At 70.2% G+C, this 17561-nt stretch carries 13 protein-coding genes; 8 read left to right on the top strand and 5 right to left on the bottom strand.

Going from position 1 to position 17561, the window contains the following annotated elements; all coding sequences use genetic code 11:
* Positions 1 to 95: 95 nt before the first annotated feature.
* Complete coding sequence (locus tag ABZT02_RS40790) at positions 96 to 1217, top strand: MoxR family ATPase (protein ID WP_356027304.1); 1122 nt, start codon at positions 96 to 98, stop codon at positions 1215 to 1217.
* A complete protein-coding gene (fxsT, locus tag ABZT02_RS40785) occupies positions 1214 to 5632 on the top strand; it encodes an FxSxx-COOH system tetratricopeptide repeat protein (protein WP_356027301.1) in 4419 nt (1472 codons plus the stop codon). Before ABZT02_RS40790 ends, fxsT begins: the two co-directional genes overlap by 4 nt.
* 285 nt (positions 5633 to 5917) lie before the next feature.
* Here fxsT and ABZT02_RS40780 read toward each other — a convergent pair whose 3' ends face one another.
* Together ABZT02_RS40780 and ABZT02_RS40775 are read right to left on the bottom strand one after the other, a co-directional pair.
* Positions 5918 to 7786 carry an HEXXH motif domain-containing protein gene (locus tag ABZT02_RS40780; protein ID WP_356027299.1) on the bottom strand — a complete coding sequence of 623 codons (1869 nt, stop codon included), beginning with the start codon at positions 7784 to 7786 and terminating at the stop codon, positions 5918 to 5920.
* Positions 7787 to 7822: 36 nt separating this feature from the next.
* On the bottom strand, positions 7823 to 8032 hold the full coding sequence (locus ABZT02_RS40775) for a hypothetical protein (protein ID WP_069761743.1): 210 nt from the start codon (positions 8030 to 8032) through the stop codon (positions 7823 to 7825).
* A gap of 251 nt (positions 8033 to 8283) precedes the next feature.
* Here ABZT02_RS40775 and ABZT02_RS40770 point away from each other — a divergent pair, with 251 nt between their 5' ends.
* The 5 genes from ABZT02_RS40770 (at position 8284) to ABZT02_RS40750 (ending at position 12666) form a co-directional block, all read left to right on the top strand.
* The gene (locus tag ABZT02_RS40770) at positions 8284 to 8628 is read left to right on the top strand and encodes a CU044_2847 family protein (protein ID WP_356027295.1); all 345 of its coding nucleotides are present in this window, start codon (positions 8284 to 8286) and stop codon (positions 8626 to 8628) included.
* A gap of 505 nt (positions 8629 to 9133) precedes the next feature.
* Complete coding sequence (locus ABZT02_RS40765) at positions 9134 to 9910, top strand: polysaccharide deacetylase family protein (RefSeq protein ID WP_356027292.1); 777 nt, start codon at positions 9134 to 9136, stop codon at positions 9908 to 9910.
* Positions 9911 to 10455: 545 nt separating this feature from the next.
* Positions 10456 to 10953: a helix-turn-helix domain-containing protein gene (locus ABZT02_RS40760; protein WP_356027290.1), complete on the top strand. Its 498-nt coding sequence runs from the start codon at positions 10456 to 10458 to the stop codon at positions 10951 to 10953.
* Positions 10954 to 11062: 109 nt separating this feature from the next.
* Positions 11063 to 11587: an SRPBCC family protein gene (locus ABZT02_RS40755; protein WP_356027287.1), complete on the top strand. Its 525-nt coding sequence runs from the start codon at positions 11063 to 11065 to the stop codon at positions 11585 to 11587.
* The gene (locus ABZT02_RS40750) at positions 11587 to 12666 is read left to right on the top strand and encodes an LLM class flavin-dependent oxidoreductase (protein ID WP_356027285.1); all 1080 of its coding nucleotides are present in this window, start codon (positions 11587 to 11589) and stop codon (positions 12664 to 12666) included. The genes ABZT02_RS40755 and ABZT02_RS40750 overlap by 1 nt, the downstream gene beginning before the upstream one ends.
* A gap of 598 nt (positions 12667 to 13264) precedes the next feature.
* On the opposite strand, the gene ABZT02_RS40745 is transcribed toward ABZT02_RS40750, so the two are convergent.
* Both ABZT02_RS40745 and ABZT02_RS40740 read right to left on the bottom strand, forming a co-directional pair.
* On the bottom strand, positions 13265 to 14071 hold the full coding sequence (locus tag ABZT02_RS40745; protein ID WP_356027282.1) for a class I SAM-dependent methyltransferase: 807 nt from the start codon (positions 14069 to 14071) through the stop codon (positions 13265 to 13267).
* 358 nt (positions 14072 to 14429) lie between these two features.
* A complete protein-coding gene (locus ABZT02_RS40740; protein ID WP_356027280.1) occupies positions 14430 to 15461 on the bottom strand; it encodes a saccharopine dehydrogenase NADP-binding domain-containing protein in 1032 nt (343 codons plus the stop codon).
* Positions 15462 to 15540: 79 nt separating this feature from the next.
* Here ABZT02_RS40740 and ABZT02_RS40735 point away from each other — a divergent pair, with 79 nt between their 5' ends.
* Positions 15541 to 16506, top strand: coding sequence for a helix-turn-helix domain-containing protein (locus ABZT02_RS40735; RefSeq protein WP_356027278.1), 966 nt, complete (start codon positions 15541 to 15543; stop codon positions 16504 to 16506).
* Between the two features lie 367 nt (positions 16507 to 16873).
* On the opposite strand, the gene ABZT02_RS40730 is transcribed toward ABZT02_RS40735, so the two are convergent.
* A complete protein-coding gene (locus tag ABZT02_RS40730; protein ID WP_356027411.1) occupies positions 16874 to 17332 on the bottom strand; it encodes a TIGR03618 family F420-dependent PPOX class oxidoreductase in 459 nt (152 codons plus the stop codon).
* Positions 17333 to 17561: the final 229 nt, after the last annotated feature.

Genomic DNA, 17561 nt, shown 5'->3' with positions numbered 1-17561 from the left:
CTTGCCGGCACGACAATCGACCGACGCCCGGACCCTGACCGGCCGGGACAGGTCGCCCAGAGAGCCCGCGAGGGTTCCGGGAAGAGGGGGTGGCTATGAGCGGCGGCGAACCGCGGGAGCCGCGGGTACCCGGGGGAGGGTCCGATTCCACTGGCCGCGCCCGCGACTGGTGGATCTACCGCGGCACGGGTGACGAGCCACGTGCCGACGACCGGCCCCTCGACCAGTTGCCGCCCCCACCGCCCTGGCGGGCCTTCGACGGTGACCCCGTCGTGACCGGCTCCGCCCCCCGCGACGACGCGGAGATCCGCCGCCGTCTCGGCGCTCCCGGCTTCGGTGTCCACGCCTCCTCGTCGGAGGAGGTCGACATGGTCAACGCGGCCCTGTTCCTGCGGCGGCCGCTCATCGTCACCGGCCCTCCCGGCGTCGGCAAGTCCAGCCTGGCCCACCGTGTGAGCCGCGAACTCGGCCTGGGCCGCGTGCTGCGCTGGACGATCACCAGCAAGTCGGTCCTGAAGGACGGTCTGTACGCGTACGACGCGATCGGCCGGGTGCAGGAGGCCTCCGCGCGCGGCGCAGGGGACGGCCGGGACGCGCACGACGGTTCGTTATCCGACGACACCGCACTGCACGGACTCGGTGACTTCATCCAACTCGGCCCGCTGGGCACGGCGTTGGTGCCCCGTGAGATTCCCCGGGTGCTGCTCATCGACGAGTTCGACAAGGCCGACACCGACCTCGCCAACGACATGCTGGAAGTGTTCGAGGACGGCGAGTTCCGCATCCCCGAGCTGTCCCGTGTCCGTTCGCGCATGCCGAGCGTGACGGTGCACACCGACGACCCGGACGACACCCATGAGGTGCTGCACGGCCGGATGCGTTGCCGGGCCTTCCCGTTCGTGGTGATCACCAGCAACGGCGAGCGTTCGCTGCCCCCGGCGTTCCTGCGACGCTGTCTGACGCTGGAGATGCCCCCGCCGGACGCCGACCGGCTCGCGGCGATGCTGGCGGCGCAGTTCGCCGACGGCGGCGGAGCCGAACGCTCCACGATGATCCGCGACTTCCTCTCGCGCGCCCTGGCGGGCGGCACCCTGGCCGCCGATCAGCTGATGAACGCCGAGTACCTCCGCCTGTCCCCCAACGGTCCCGACGCGGACTCCCTGAACCGCCTGCTGCACTCGCTGTGGCAGAGGCTCGATGAAGTTGGTTCTGCATGATCCTGCCGCCCTCCCGCCACGGCAGGGCGAGCAACGGCTCCGTGCCGCCCGTCGCCTCGCCCGGGGAGGCATGCGCGGAATGGACCGTGCACGCCGCGGGCGAGGTCGTCTGGCTGGCTGCGCAGATCGACCAGCGGCTTCGCGCCGAGCGCGCGGCACGGTCGACGGACGCCCGCACGGACGAGGACCGGGAGCGTACGGGGACCGCCGACTCGTCCGTCCCGGACACCGGGCCGGACGAGTACCCGGACGACCGGCCGGAGCCGGGGCCGGCCGCCGAGGAGGAGCCGACCTCGGCGGGGCCGCGGCCGGAGCCGTCCGTCGCGCCGCCGGCTCCCGTGCCCGCGCGCCCGGAGGTCGTCGAGCCGTCCGATCGGTCCAGGCCGTCCGGCGCGTTCGTCGGCCCGGCCCTCGAACGCTCCCGCCTCATCGAGAAGGGACTGCGGCCGCTGCGGCTGCGGCTGCCCTCGCGCACGACACGTGTCCTGGACGAGGAGGCGACCGCCGAGTCGCGGGCCGAGCGGGGAACCTGGCTGCCGTCCTTCCAGCCGGCTCCGGAGCGCTGGCTGACGCTGACACTGGTGGTCGACAGCGGTGCCTCGATGGGCCTGTGGGCCCGCTCGGCCCGGGAGTTCGAGGCGGCGCTGGTCGGCTCGGGCGCCTTCCGTGACGTGCGGGTGTGCCGCTGGTCATCTCCGCGGGGCGGCCGTCGGCATGCCGTCGTACCGGAGGAGACCGACCGCCACACGGTGCTCGTGCTGACCGACATGTACGCGCACCACTGGCGGGACGGCAGTGCCCACCGCCAGCTCGCCCGCTGGGCCTCGATGGTGCCGACGGCTGTCGTCAGCACGCTTCCCGAGCATCTCTGGTCGTACCTGTCGGCGGTGCCGCTGCGCAGTCGCCTGCGCAGCCCGGAGCCCGCGGCCGCCAACGCGCTGTGGTGGCACCGGCCGGACGACTTCGCGCTGCCCGGATTCCCCGAGGAGCGCAAGCCGGCCTGGCTTCCCGTCCCCGTGCTGGAACTGACGCCGGACGCCGTGTCGCGGTGGGCCCGGTTCGTACGGCGTGGGCACGCGGCGGAGTACACGATGCGGGTGCTGCCGGTGTCCGCCACCTCGCCGGTGGCGCCACTGAGGCCACCCGCCACGCCCCAGCCCCTGTCGGCCGCCGACCACGCCCGCCGGCTGCGGGCCCAACTGAGCCCGGTCGCCCTTCATCTGGCCCAGCTCGGCGCCGCTGTCCCGCTCAACCTGACGATCCTCCAGCTGCTGCGGCGCGAACTGCTTCCCGAGGCCCGGCCTTGGCATCTCGCCGAATTGCTGGTGAGCGGACTCCTGGTGCCCACTCCGGCCGGCCCGAACGCCGCGAAAACGCCCGAGTCGGCCCGGGTCGACCTGGAGTTCGCCACCCCGGGCCTGCGGCAGGAGCTGCTGGCGGAAGGCACCCGCAGGGACACGGCCCTCGCGATGAAGGTGGCGTTCGACCACCTCGCGAACACTGTTCCGGGCGCCACTGGGGACGCACTGCGCCAGGTCCTGGACCTCGTCGCGCATCCGAGCGGAGCCGTGCATGTTCCGCTGGACGGGGTGCGGCCATGGCTCGTTGCCGCGCTACCGGCCCTGACCGCCCTGGACGGGCAGCACACGGCCGCCGCCGCGCTGCTTCATGAGCGATTGCGCCGCTTCGAGGACCGGGCTCGCGCGCCCGCGCCGGCCGACGCCCGGTCCACCACCAGCACCGAGTGTCACTACAGTGATACACAGAGCAATGATCTCAGCAGTTCGAAGTCCGACCTGGTCCATGGCGAGACCCCGGATCTCCTCACGGGAGAAGGTGCGGTCGGCGCAGACCAAGATGATGGAGGGAACGTGTCCGTGAGTGGCGTGCAGTCCGATGCCGCGACGAGCAGGGGCGACGGGGCTCGGAAACCGCCACCCGTCTGGGGCAACGTGCCTCCACGGAACCGCGCTTTCACCGGACGCGAACAGTTGCTCGAAGATCTGCACCGGCGGCTGCAGGAGGGGACCACGGCCGTCCTTCCCGAGGCCCTCCAGGGCATGGGCGGCGTGGGCAAATCGCAACTCGCGGTGGAATACGTGTACCGCCATATGAACGAATACCAGGTCATCTGGTGGATTCCGTCCGAGCAGTCGCAGCAGATCCGTCAGGTACTGGTGGAACTCGCCAGGCGTCTCGGACTGGATGTCGGAACCGGTGAGGCCAACACCGCCGTACCCGCGGTGATAGAAGCCCTGCGCGTCGGCGAGCCGTACAAGAATTGGCTCCTCGTGTTCGACAATGCGGAAGTTCCCGAAGCCGTTCGCGAATTCTTCCCCACCAATGGCCCAGGACGCATTCTAGTGACCTCTCGCAACGCCCAGTGGGCGACGGCGGCACGACCTCTCGAGGTGGACGTCTTCGCTCGTGAAGAGAGCCGCCAGCTGCTGCAGCTGCGTGCCCCGAACCTCGACGACGACACCGCCGACCGCCTCGCCGAGACGCTCGGCGACCTCCCGCTCGGCATCGAGCAGGCCGCCGTATGGCTGTCCGAGACCGGTATGCCGGCCGACGAGTACCTGCGGCTGTTCGAGCAGCAGGCGGCCGACCTCATGCTCAGCGATCCTCCGCCGGACTACCCGCTGTCCGTGGCCGCCGCATGGAACGTCTCCCTGGAGCGCCTGCAGAACAACCATCCGGCCGCCCTGCAACTTCTACAGGTGTGTGCGTTCTTCGCCCCGGAGCCGATCTCCAGGCGCCTGCTCACCGGTGTCCGTGACGCTCCGGTACCGCCCGAACTGGCCGCGGCCCTGAGCGATCCCATCCGGCTGAGTCGCGCCATCCGGGAGATCAACAGGTACGCGCTGGCCAGGATCAATCACGCCACCAACACCATCCAGCTGCACCGACTGGTTCAGCGGGTGCTGATCAACCAGATGCCCGACACCCTGAAGGAGCAGATGCGCAACGGGGCCCACCGCCTGCTGGCCAAGGGCGACCCGGGCGCACCGGCCGACTCCCGCCAGTGGAGCCAGTACGGTGAACTGCTGCCGCACGTCATCAACAGCCGGGCAGTGGCATCGACCGACCCGTGGGTGCGGCAGCTCGTCCTGAACGAGATCCAGTACATGTTCACGTGGGGCGACCACGAGGGTTCGCGCGATCTGGCCAAGCAGGCGTACGAGACGTGGCGCGGCGTCGACGGGGAGCGGGCGGAGCCGGTGCTGATGGCCGCCAAGCTCTACAGCGACGCGCTGCGGATCCTCGGGCACTACCGCGTCGCGTACGAGCTGGACCAGCGCACGCACCAGCTGATGACCGAAACCCTCGGTCCCGAGCACGAGATGACCCTGGAGATCACCGGAATGCTCGCCTGGGACCTGCGCATGCGGGGCGACTTCGGCGCGGCCTCCGAGCTCGACCGGGAGTCCTTCGAGACCAGTCGGCGTCTGTTCGGTCCCAATGACCTGTCCACCCTGATCGTGGCGCACCGCGTGGCACTGAACCTGCGCCTGACCGGTGACTTCCGTGAGGCGCTGGAACTGGACCAGGACACCCACCGCCGCAAGGTGGAGGAACTCGGCGAGAACGCCCTCTCCACCCTGGGCACCCTGGCGGGCGTGGTCGTCGACCGTCAGGAGGCCGGGGAGTACATCGAGGCCCGCGACCAGCAGCAGGACGTGGTGGGGCGCTACGAGTACAACTACGGCCCCACCAACCCCACCACGGTCTCCGGCTACCGTGGACTGGCCGTCGCCGAGCGGCGGGCGGGTCGCCACGAGGAAGCCATCGAGCTGTCCGCCAAGGCGCTGACCCTGTTCCGCAACCGGTACGGCGACAACTACCCCGACACGTTGGCCGCATTGCTCGCCCACTCCGTCGACGTGCGGCACAGCGGCGACCTCCCGCGCGCGCTGGAGCTGAGCGGCCAGGGCTGCAAGGGGTACGAGCGGCTGTTCGGCGCCCACCACCCGCACACGCTCGGCGCCCAGGTCAACCACGCCATCTGCCTGCGCCTCCTGGGCCGTTGCGAGGACGCGCGGGCGCTGAACGAGCGGCTGCTGTCGGCGCTCACGGAGTCACTGGGGGAGGACCACCCGAACACCCTGGCGTGTGCCACCAACCTCGCCGCCGACCTGTACGAGCTGGGCCAGGTACAGGCATCCGTGGAGCTGAGCACCCGCACACTCGACCAGAGCCGCCGCCGCCTCGGCGAGGACCACCCGGCCGCGCTGGCCACGGCCGTCAACCTCTCGGTGGGCCTGCGGTTGTTGGGCCGTACGGAGGAAGCCGAGGCCCTCCACGCGGACACGATGGCGCGTTACGAGCGAGCGCTCGGCGCCGACCACCCGGCAACGGTCGCCGCCGCCGCCCACAAGCCGGCGAACTGCGACATCGACCCGATGCCGCTGTAAGGCCGCACCGGGGCCCGGCACCACCCGCGCCCCGGCCGTCCTCGTCGCGGACGGCCGGTGGCGCGGCCGACCCGCCGACCACGGTTATGGCCAAGGCCGAGGGGCAGGACACCACCGCACGCCCCAGTCTGCCAGCGCCCGCACCACATGGCTCCGGACACCCTCCGCCGGCCACGGCCACGGTCCGGGCGCACTACCGCACGCCAGGTCAGCCCCCACCCCCCAGCGCAGGGGCGCGGTCGACCCAGGCGGTCGCGGAGTGGTACGCGTCACCGTGCGCCCCGCTCAACCCCCGTCCCGTACGGCTGGAGTCCGGCCGATCCAGTCGGCCACGGACACGGGGTCGGGTGTGGCTCTGTGGGCCGCGGTCGTTTGTTCATAGACGGCACGGACCAGTTCCGGGTGGGCGAGGAGGGCATGGGCGGCGCTGGGTTGACCGGTTTCGGCCAGTGCGAGCCCGAGGCCGGCCCAGGCCGACGCGGAGCCGGGGTGCTTGGCGAGGACGTCCCGGTAGCCTCGTACGGCCTGGTCAGCGGAGCCGCGCAGCAGGTGGACGTCGGCCGCGGCCAGGGTCTCGGGCCGGCCGTCCTCGGCCGATCCGAGGACCGCCGTCCGCTCCAGCGCGCCGGAGTCGGCCAGCAGTACCCGTCGCAGTCTGCTGCGGAGGTCGGGGGTGCCGGAGCGCGGGTCGGGTCGCAGCGATGCCCGCACCACGGGGGCGGTCTCGGGCTCCGCGCCGCACCGCCACGCGTCGGCCACGACCGCGACCTGGTCGGGGGGCAGCCGTAGGTGCCGGGCTCGCCACACCGCGCGCAGGTCAGCGGTTTCGGACCGGGCCAGTGCCAGTGGGCGTCCGGGCGCGGGCTCGGCGTGCCAGTCCGCGGTCTCCTCGGCCATGCGCGTGACGAACAGCCGTCCGGCGTCGGTCAGTCCGCTCGACTCCAGCAGGGTGTCGAGGGCGCCGGCGACCGCGTCCCGCCACACGACGAACTCGAAGTGCGCCAGCTCGGCCGGCGGACCGCTGAGCGCCCCGCGCTCCACCCGCCAGAAATCCGCCACTCCCGCGAACGCGTAGGTACCGTGCAGCAGGCCTGACAGCGGCCTTGGGTCGCCTCGCCAGGGGGCGTAGTGGAGCGGACCGTCGTCCTCGCAGAGCGGAAGCTGGTGGAGGAGTGCGTTGAGGACGGAGTGCCGTGCTTCGTGCACCAGCGTGACGGCGAGTTCCGTGGCATCGGGCGGCAGCGACACCAGGGCGCTGCCGACCGCCTCGTTGTAGGAGGCGCTCGCGGTGCGGAACCGGGAGCCGGTCGGTAACGGCACCACCACCCGCAGGGACTCGGTCAGCAGGCTCGCCGCGCGCGGGTGGCGGCCGTGCAGGACCTCACCGGCCTCGCCCAGCATCCGCCGCCAAGGGCCTGTCTCGGCGCCCGCCAGGCCTGCCGCGGGGGCCTGGGCCCGGTCGCCCCGGAAGTCCCGGTAGGGGTCGCCGTCCTCGAGCACCAGCGGCGGATCCTGGGGCCGGGGGCTCCAGGCGATGCGGTGCGACGGCTCCCACGTGCCGGACGGCTCACGCAGATCGGCGGGCAGACTCATCCGCCGCCCGCCGACGAGGAGCCACGCTGGGCCCTCCCCGGGGGGCGGGGCGATCAGGGTCACGACATCCGGCGACCGCGCCCCGGGGTCGTCGGCCGCGATCGCCGGGAGCCGGACGCGGCCCAGGGTGGGCAGGGCCACCAGGGCCCCGCGGACCGGTAAGCGAATCGTTCCTTCGACGCCAGCGCGCAGGGCTCCGGCGGCGGCCAGGCAGTGCAGGTACCCGGCCTCCGCCCACAAGGGCGTCGCGCCTTGGGGGTGTTCACCCGAGCGCAGTCGCTTGAGCATACGAACGGCCCAGATCCCGGTGCCGGGGTGCTCCAGCAGATCGGCGACCACGTCCGGGCGGGCCTCCTCCACGCGCAGCAGCATCTCCAGGGCGGCTTCGGGAGGCAGGGGGGTGCCGGCCAGCGGCTGCCGCGCGGATTCCACGACCGCGCGCAGCATGAGCATGCGTCTGCTGCGCTCGACGGCCCACAGCCGACGGGCGGTGCCGGGTCTCACGCGCCCGACGGCCAGGTCGTCGAGGTCGGATGTCGGGGTGCGATGCCTGCCGAGCACGGCACGCGAACCTGAGGACGGCTGGATCATGTGGTGCTAGGACTCATCGCCGTCACACTCGGCGGCCAGATAGGGGCTGCCCGCACCACCGCTGGCGCTCTGGAACGCCGACCTCTCGTCCAGGTGACGCACCAACGTCCGCAACGCGTCCGCGAGCAGCGGGTCGTGCAGGGTCATCACCCCGTGCAGCCCACATCGGCTGAGATCGACCAGATCAGTCTCGAACTCGGTCGCAGTAGTCGTCACGTCCCGGTGCCCCCTAGTCGGCGCGTCGCGATCGCTTGCAGCACATCCACAGGCTTCCTTTCATACTGACCCTTCGATTGCGTCACCGAAAGGGCACCCTGAAGCCACATGAGCCGGAAGCGAGACGTTGGAAGGGGCAATTCAGGCCACCACTGCGTTGCCGCGAGGGTGGGTGGGGCAGGGTTGGCCGGACATGGCGGCGGGCACACAGAACCCGTCGGAACGACGGAGCGGGCCGGGGGGACACTGTCGTGGGTGAGTTGCTGCGTTTCGAGTTGGAGGGCGGCGGGTCCGTCGTTGCCCAGATGGACCACCTCGACGGCGGGGTAGTGGACGCGACGGGCGCGTCCGACGTGGTGGCTCGGGCGACCAGTTCGTTCGAGGCGGCGTTGGAAGGAGTGCGCCGCGCGGCGGCCGTCACGCTGCGCCGCATGAGCGAGTTGCCCCAGCGTCCGGACGAGGTCACGGTCGAGTTCGGGATCCAGTTGGACGCGGAGGTGGGAGCGGTCATCGCGCGTACCGGCGCGCAGGGGCACCTCCAGGTGCAGCTGACGTGGCGCCGTACGCCTTCGGAGGACGCGAGCGCCACCGGCTGACGCCAGGTCGTAGCCGAACCGGTGTGCCGCCGCGCGTGAGGTCATTTGGCCGCGGTGCGGACGATTCCGGAACCGTGCGGGAGAAGGGGTTCCGGACGTCGGGCGGCAGCGCGGACTGGGCAGGACGACGCACGAGCACTCACTCGGTGAAGCAGCATTGAGTTCCGTGTCGGCTGAGACAGGTGGGCTCCGACATATTCCCCTCCCTCTCTCACGATGTTGCCTTGTTCCGCCGTCCGCTGGAGTTTCTGAGTTCGGACCACCTTGGACGGTGCGGGCTGTCGCAACCCGAGTGCCGACCGTACTGCGCCACGGTCGCACCGAACTGATGGGCGCGGAGGCCGAGTCGGCGCATGGGACGACGGTCTGTGCGTCTGTGGGCTTTTCCTTACTGCCAGCAGTCGACCTCATACCGCAGCTCGCCTGAAAGTGCTGCGCACACGTGTTCTACCTCACAGCCGAGGACCCCGGGCAACCCATCCGTCGATGGGATCTTCTCCATGAGGTGAAGATCCTGAAGAGACGGCCTCGCCTGCTCATACTCCTGACCCTGGCTGTGGTGGCGGCCGTGGCCGTAACCATCGCCATGGTTATCCAGGCGAACAAGATGGAGACGCTCTCCCCGCGCGAGGAACGTGACCGGGTCGGGTCCGGAGCAGGCGTAGCGCCGGGGCAGGTGGACTGCCGGAAGGTCAAGTGCATCGCGCTCACCTTCGACGGCAATCCGGGCGAACCCACCGACCGGCTGATGGACCTCCTGAAGCAGTACAAGGCGCCGTCGACGTTCTTCCTCGAAGGCCGGCGCATCCACAAGTTCCCGGATGTGGTGCGGCGGATCGCCAAGGACGGCCACGAGATCGGGGACCACACCTGGACGCACGCGGTGCTGACCGATGTCTCCGATGCTCAGATCCGCGACGAGCTGCGCCGCACGGCGCGGGCCATCTCCGGCATCACCGGCAGTGAGCCGACGCTGATGCGCCCGCCCGAGGGCCGGACCGACGACCGCGTTTCCAAGGTCGCGAAGGAACTGGGGATGGCGCAGGTGCTGTGGACGGTGACCGCGAAGGACTACCAGACGGACGACACCGCGCTGATCACCAAGCGCGTGCTGGACGGCGCCGGCCGCGACGGGATCATCCTGCTCCACCCGCTGCACAAGGGCACCGTGCCCGCCATGCCTTCCATCCTGAAGGCGCTCAGCAAGCAGGGCTACACCTTCGTGACCGTTTCCCAGCTGCTCGCTCCGGCCAAGGCCGAGCCCGGCAGCATCTACAGGTGACTGACTGACTGACTGGCGGGCGAAGCGCACGCCAACTCCCGCTGGGGGGAACGGTGTTGCGGCCGGAATTGGCCGCAGGCCGGCTCGATCTTTGCCGGAGTGTTCTTGCGAAGCAGAGTGAGCACAACGTCCTGGGCCCTCACCGGCCCTGACGCCTTCATGGGGCGATCTCCATGATCCGCCGATACTCCGGCGTGCGTACCTTCGCCCCCATGCCTTCCTCATGGGTTGGGATCAGCTGGGCCCGTAGCAGCGTGGTGGCGTGCTGGACATTCGGCGATCGGGCCGCTCCAGGCCATCAAGCGACGCGGCACGGCTGCTGGTGCGCTGGGCCGCGCTGGGCCCGTGGGATTATCCGTCCCGTGTCCCGCTCCGCCGTGCCCGGGCGAGGCGCCGCCCCGCTTGGCTCGCAGGCTCATCGGCCCGACGCGCTCGCCGACCACGTCCTCGGGCCGGTGACGAGCCGTTGACGTGGCCTTCACGGGCGGATTGAATCCCTCGCTGCCTGCTGGGTTTCTTTGTGAGACCAACCGTATCCTGCCCTCATGAGGCGCACATCGTTCGCACACTGGCCCTGCTCGATCGCCCGCACCATGGACCTGCTCGGCGACTGGTGGACGCCGCTGGTGCTGCGGGAGGCCTTCTACGGGATCAAACGGTTCGACGCGTTCCAGGAGTCGCTCGGCATCGCACGCAACACCCTGACCGACCGTTTGCGGCGGCTTGTCGACGAGGGACTGTTGGAGAAGCAGCCCTACCAGGCCGAGCCGGTGCGCCACGACTACGTCCTCACCGAGAAGGGGCGCGACTTCTACGGTGTGCTGCTGGCGATGAACCGTTGGGGGGACCGGTGGCTGGCCGGTGAGGCGGGTCCGCCCGTGACGAGTTACCACGACGTCTGCGGACAGGAGAGTCACGCCGAGGTGGTGTGCGCCGCCTGCGGCGAGCCGATGACCGCCGAGAACACCCATCCGAGGATGGGGCCTGGCTATCCGCCGCGCCTGGCCGAGCGGCCGGACGTGAAAGAGCGGTTCGCCGGCTGACCGCGAGGCTGGACCGTAGCGCCGCACACGCTTGACAAGTGAGTCTATCTACACAACTTTGGTGGTCAGACCCGGTCCTGGGTCTGCCGTACTGATGGAGGAGGCGGGCGTGGAGTGGACGGGCGCGTGCTATGCGGACAAACCGACGGTGGAGGTGCCGATCTGGATCGCGGCCCCGCCCGAACGGGTGTGGGAGCTGGTGTCCGACATCGAGCTGATGCCTCGCCTGAGCTCCGAGTTGCAGTCGGTGGAGTGGCTGGACGGAGGCACGGAACCCGTGCTGGGTGCCCGCTTCGTGGGCCGGAGCAAACATGAGGCATTCGGCGAGTGGGCCACCACGTCCCACATCGTCGAGTACGAGCCCCTGAGGGTGTTCGCGTGGGCGGTGGAGGATCCGCAGTTCCCCTCAGCGATCTGGCGCTTCACGCTGGAGCCGCGGGACGGTGGCACGCTGCTGCGGCAGCGGATGCAGATGGGGCCGGGCCGCTCGGGCCTGTCCGTCGCCATCGACCGTATGCCGGAGAAGGAGCAGAAGATCGTCTTCGTGCGCATGCGCGAGTTCGAAAGCAACATCGGCAGCACGCTTGAGGCGATCAAGAAGCTGGCCGAAGAGCCTGGAAAGGCGCGTGTGTGATGCGTACGTCGACCACCATCGAGGCTTCCGCGAACTGGCCGGAGACAGTCGACTTCGTCGTGGAGGCGGAGAAACTCGGCATGGACGTCTGCTGGGTGGCGGAAGCCTGGGGAGCGGAGGCACCGTCGCCGCTGGGCTACCTCGCCGCCAAGACCGAACGCATGCTGCTCGGTTCCGCGATCATCCAGCTCGCCACCCGCACACCGATGGCCATCGCCCGCGCCGCGATCACCCTGTCCAACCTCTCCGAGGGACGCTTCCTGTTGGGACTGGGCCCGTCCGGGCCGCAGGTGATCGAAGGTCTGCACGGGGTGCCGTTCGCCCGGCCGCTGTCCCGGATGCGCGAGACGGTCGAGATCGTGCGGCAGGCCGCCACGGGTGAGAAAGTCTCCTACTCCGGACGGGAATTCCAGCTTCCGCTGCCCGGCGGGGAAGGCAGGCCCATGCGTCTGTCGATGCGCGCCGAACACGACATCCCGATCTACCTGGCGACGCTCTCGCCGAAGATGCTGCACCTGACCGGGGAGATCGCGGACGGCTGGCTGGGCACCAGCTTCGTTCCCGAGGGCGCCAAAGAGGCGTACTTCGACCACCTGGACGCGGGGCTCGCCGCCGCCGGACGCACCCGTGCCGAGTTGGACGTCTGCCAGGGCGCGGAGGTGGCGTTCGCCGAGAACGAGCATGTGCTGCGGGCGATGGTGGCAGGCCGTAAGAAAGAACTGGCGTTCAGCCTCGGCGGCATGGGCTCCGAGAAGACGAACTTCTACAACAACGCCTACAGCCGACAGGGTTGGGCCGACATTGCGGCCGAGGTCCGCGAGCGCTGGCAGGCCGGGGACCGGGACGGCGCGGCCGGTCTGGTCACCGACGACATGGTGCTGGCCACCACGCTGATCGGCACCGAGGACATGGTGCGGGAGCGGCTGCGCGTATGGCGCGACGCCGGCGTCGACATCGTCCGCTTCTACCCCGCAGGCGAGACGCTGGAGGCCCGGCTCACCACCCTCGGCCGGGCCATCGACCTGGTCCGCGACATTGAGGACGAGGTGGCACGTCCGCAGCCCGCTGACCGGCGCTGAGTCGAGCGTAAGTTCTGTGCAACGCCCAGAAGGGCGGTACGGTGCGAGCGTGGCCCTGCGGCATCCCCCGTCCGCAGGGCCACACCGCTGTTCGCGCGCTGCCGAGGCCAAGTGAGGGTGCGGCAGGCGCCATCGTCGGCCCGTGAGACGGTGCTGGCCAAAGCGGCGCCCGGGTGCTGCGACGGTGACTGCGATGGTCGGCGAGATCCCCGGCCGCGTCCAGGCGCAGAAGCAGTCCATCGAATCGGAGACGGCTGCCGGCGGGGAGGGGAGTGGAGGCCCGCTTCGGCACGTCACTCCGGCTGCCGCTCGGCCCCCGTGGTGCGGGCTGCTGACGCCCTGGCCGTGATCGCTGACGCGGGTGTTCTGGGCACTGACCGACTCAGGACCGCGCACGAGTGACGCTTTGCTGACTTGCCCGCGCCTGGCGCGCGGCGGCGAGCGAGAACGACGTCCCGCGGTCTGGCCCTGTGGGGCCGGTCGCGAGCCGCTGCTGGGCCTTCACGGCCGCCCGGTCGGCGACGTAAGAGCAGCGGCAGCAGGCCGAGGGCGGCGCCCCGTGCGAACCGCAAGCGGTGCGGTGTCCGGGCGGGGAGGGTCACACCTGACGCTGAGCCAGGTACACGGTCGCGGTCATCGGCGCCGTCACGGGCCCGGTACCGAGACGGTCCGTCACCTTCTGCGTGACGGCGGACTGAAGGGCTTGTGCGTCCTCGTGGTTCTGCAGGGCGGTGCTCACGGGTGTTCCGGTGAGCAGACCGGTGGCGACGGATGCGGCCGATTCCGCGACGCCTTCGAGGGTGACCTCCTCGCTGCCGACCAGGGTCAGTCCGGCGGCCGCGAGGTCCGCGGCGACGACGGCCGGATCGCTGTAACCGTGGGGTACGTCCTGGAGGAAGGGAGGCGCCGCGTCGGGCATGACCTGTTCCAAGGCGGCCTGGAACGCGGCCCCGAACCCGTGCGAGGCCAGCGGTCCCCAGCTGCTGAACAAAAACCGCCCCCGCAGGGCCAGGACCCTGCGCACCTCGGCGTAGGCGGCGGGCTTGTCGGGGAAGAACATCACCCCGAACTGGCACACAACGAGGTCGAAGCCGTCGTCCTCGAAGGGCAGCTTCTGGGCGTCTGCCTGCCGCCAGTCCGCACGGGGCTCCCGTCTCGATCCGGCCGTGACCATCGCTTCGTTGAGGTCGGTCGCCACCACCGAGGCCGTGGGCATCTCGGTGAGCAGAGCCGAGGTCAACGCCCCGGTTCCGGCCGCGAGTTCCAGGACAGTGTGCGGCCGCAGCGCCGCGGCTCTGGTGGCCAGGTCGGCTGCGAAGGGGCGGAAGAAGACCGGCACCAGGTGGCGCTCGTAGGCCTCGGGCATGGACTGTGTCCATCGCCGGTTCGCATCGTCTGTGCTCATTTGACCGACATTAGCCCGATGAAAGGTGCGCGGCGAGGGTCGCAACCGCGCGGCCTTGTGTCAGCGTCGTGGCCTGGTCTCAGGGCTGATGCGGGCAGATGCATGAACAGAGTGACGGACTCCCGCGCGCGGCTGCTCGAAGTGGTGGTCGAGCAAGCCCCGGTGCGGCGAAAGTGATCGCCCGCGTCGAAGCCTTGCTCGCCCGCCACCCCGCCTTGAGGTGCGTGGCTGACAGGCACCTCGCCGCCAAGCCTGCCTTTGCGGTTGGCGCGGCCCACCGCCCAGTGGCCGCGCCCGATCCGGTCGGCCGTGCCCGGTTTGCTTGCGCTGAGTGGGCAACGGACCGCTCAGGTGATGCTCAGTGCGGGAGCTCCACCGTCACATAAGGGTGCAGCGCCCGCAGGAAGTCCGCCGCGTCGAACATCGCACCGGCCGAGGCCACGCCCGCCGTCCGCGTCTTCCCGTCGAGGATCCGCTCCACGGCTTCCACCGCCAGTGGCGCGGTGACGGCGTAGATGTCCTGCCCGCGAGCCGTTGCCCGGCGCTCGACACCACCCGCGCTGACGACGACGTCGACAACGAACGTCTGGTCGGACCGTCCCAACTCGTCGACCGCCTCGGGTGCCGGCGTCTCCGCCCCGGCCAGGTCCCGCGCGGCCTCGACGGCCATGTAGGTGGTGACCGTCGGCACATCCAGGTGGCTGGGAACGGTCACGACGTCGGCCATCGTGAACTCCGCGATCACCGTGCGCAGGCCCAGCGGCTCCGGGAAGTGCCAGTCGTGCTCCACCACCTTGTCGTCGTGGTACTGAAGTTCGCCTTCCGTGAACCGCACCCGCTGACCCGCGCGCCGCTCATGGGAGACCCGGCCGGCGACCCTGGTGCCGGCCGTGGGACGCCAACTGCTCAGCCCGTACGCGACATGCACCTCATCCGCCGCGGTCCACTCGCCCATCGCAGCGGTCACCAGCAGGTCACCGAGTCCGCCGTAGAAGGCCATGGCCGGGACCACGGCGGTTTCGGCCTTTGCGGCTTCCTCCGCAAAGTCGGCGAACATCGCCACGTTCGCCTCGATCTCCGCCGCGACGTCGACGTACGCAATCCCCGCGCGCAACGACGCCTCGACGAGGGGGCCGCCGGTGATCGCGAACGGCCCGGCACAGTTGATGACGGCCGCCGTCCCGGCAAGGGCCCGGTCCAGGGCAGCCGGGTCGTCCACCGCGGCCGGCCGCACGACCAGCCCCGGCCACTGGGCGGCCAGCGCCACCAGCTGTGCCGCGTTACGGCCGGAGATGACGGTGGTCAAGCCGCGCCTTCTCAGCTCGGCGACGATAAAGCGACCGGTGTGACCGGTCGCCCCGTAGACAACCACTGCAGCCGTCGTGCTCATGCTTCCCCCACTCGATGTTCCCGATGACTGCAAGTCTCACTGCGAACAGAGTCCGACGGTGATGGTCCGGAACGACAAGATGCGTACACTTTCGGACGTGCCCACTGTCGCGCTGCTCGCCGTCGGCCATCTGCTGCACTTCGAACTGGGGGTGGCCTACGAGATCTTCGGCAATCCTCCGCGGGAAGCCACCGAGGGCTGGTACGACGTGTTCCTCTGCGGCGCCGGACCAGTGCGCATCGGCCCCTTCACGGTCGAGCCCGACCACGGCCTGGACCGGGCGCTCGGGGCCGACACCGTGATCGTGCCTGCATGCGCCGACGTCGACGAACCGCTGCCGCGGGAGCTGGTCGAAACCGTACGCGCGGCCCATGCGGCGGGTGCCCGGGTCGCCTCCCTGTGCACCGGGGCCTTCGTGCTCGGCGCGGCAGGCCTGCTCGATGGCCGCCGGGCCACCACCCACTGGGCCCACACCGACGAGCTGAGCGCACGCCATCCGCTGTCAGAGGTCGACCCGGACGTGCTCTACACGGACAACGGCAGCGTGCTCACGGCCGCCGGCAAGGCCGCCGCCGTGGACCTGTGCCTCCACCTGATCCACCTGGACCACGGCGCCGCCATCGCCAACTCCGTCGCCCGACGGCTCGTCATGCCGCCGCACCGGCCGGGCGGCCAGGCCCAGTTCGTTGCCACGCCGATCCAGACCACGGGCGACCACAAGCTCGCCCAGCTGTTCGCCTGGGCCCAGCAGCGCCTTGACCAGCCGCTGTCCGTGACCGATCTGGCCCGGCACGCCAACACGAGCCCGCGCAACCTCGGGCGGCAGTTCCGATCGGTGATCGGCCAGTCCCCGATCCAGTGGCTGCTGACCCAGCGGGTGCGCCGCGCCCAGGAGTTGTTGGAGGCCACGGACGAGAGCATCGAGGCCATCGCCCTCGCCACCGGCATGGGCACCGCGACGACCCTGAGGCGCCAGTTCAAGCGGACCGTGGGAGTACCGCCGGACAGCTACCGCCGGGCGTTCCGCAGCGCACGACCCGCCTGATGTGCCTCGCCGCTCAAGCCGTCGCAGACCCCCCATAACAACGCAAGACCGGGCCTGGTGTCGGCCTCGGTCCCGCACCAGGCCTGCTGGCTTCATGCCCCCGTAGGCATCCTCCCGAGTTCTCTCGCAAGGTCCTGGACCTGGTCGAGTTCAGCCGCGAGGTCACTGCAGTTGACCAACTCCTGGGCACCAGCGAGCAAACCATCTATGGGTGGCGCCGCCAGCGCTTGATCGACACTGGTCGGCCCCCCCGGCACCACGACCGCTGAGAACGCCGAACTGGACCCGCTCGAAGGCGGATCGCCGAGTTGGTAGCGGAGGTTCAGAGGACGCCGATCAGGGGGTCGACTCATCAAGGAGACCGGCCTTAGCCGTTGACATCCAGAGCCGTGCCGTAAAGCCGCTCCACCCTCAACCGAATGACGATCCTGCGCTCGGTGACCAGTTGTTCGAGGAACGCATCCTCGTTCTTCGGCTTCGCAGCTGCCGGGACCATCGCGAGCAGTTCCCGCCCGACCGCGTCACCGGGGACCGCCGTGATCTCGGAAGCCTCCGCCATACCCTCGGCGACGGCGAACGACCAAACGTCGCCGCCCTGTACATGGAGCGCCGCGCGAGGGTTGCGCTGCAGGTGCTTGACTTTGATGCGATCGGCCGTGGTGGACAGCCGCACGATGCGGGCGTCGGGATCCCAGTTGAAGAGCATGGTGGTCAAGTGCGGATGGCCGCTTTGCTTGACAGTGGCGAGAGTCCCGAACTGCTGCCTGGCGAGTAAGTCGGAGAGGGCTTCATCGGACAGGGAACGAGGCGCTGGTCCTTGAGTCATGTCGCGATCAACTTCCGCGACCTGCCCGGCATTCCGCGACCGTCCTAGTTTCTGTCTGCCGCTGACTCCAGCCAACGTGCGGGCTCCTGGATGCTCTGCTGGACTCCTCACGCCAGCTAGTGCTGTGACCGCATGGGACTGCTGCAGGGTTGGGTGACACCTGACCTGGCTTGCTGAGAAGCGGCCTGGAAGGATGTTGCAGTGCCCAAGCCGTATCCGAAGGAGTTCC

It is taken from the genome of Streptomyces sp. NPDC005402, from assembly GCF_040606575.1.
GTDB lineage: Bacteria > Actinomycetota > Actinomycetes > Streptomycetales > Streptomycetaceae > Streptomyces.
Note: the sequence above shows the minus strand (reverse complement) of the source record. Positions and strands in the feature narration are given on the sequence as shown.

Bases quoted from the DNA above. Each gene is read 5' to 3' on its own strand.
- ABZT02_RS40790 (WP_356027304.1), top strand. From the start codon at position 96: ATGAGCGGCGGCGAACCGCGGGAGCCGCGGGTACCCGGGGGAGGGTCC.
- fxsT (WP_356027301.1), top strand. From the start codon at position 1,214: ATGATCCTGCCGCCCTCCCGCCACGGCAGGGCGAGCAACGGCTCCGTG.
- ABZT02_RS40760 (WP_356027290.1), top strand. From the start codon at position 10,456: ATGAGGCGCACATCGTTCGCACACTGGCCCTGCTCGATCGCCCGCACC.
- ABZT02_RS40750 (WP_356027285.1), top strand. From the start codon at position 11,587: ATGCGTACGTCGACCACCATCGAGGCTTCCGCGAACTGGCCGGAGACA.
- ABZT02_RS40745 (WP_356027282.1), bottom strand. From the start codon at position 14,071: ATGAGCACAGACGATGCGAACCGGCGATGGACACAGTCCATGCCCGAG.
- ABZT02_RS40740 (WP_356027280.1), bottom strand. From the start codon at position 15,461: ATGAGCACGACGGCTGCAGTGGTTGTCTACGGGGCGACCGGTCACACC.
- ABZT02_RS40735 (WP_356027278.1), top strand. From the start codon at position 15,541: ATGCGTACACTTTCGGACGTGCCCACTGTCGCGCTGCTCGCCGTCGGC.
- ABZT02_RS40730 (WP_356027411.1), bottom strand. From the start codon at position 17,332: ATGACTCAAGGACCAGCGCCTCGTTCCCTGTCCGATGAAGCCCTCTCC.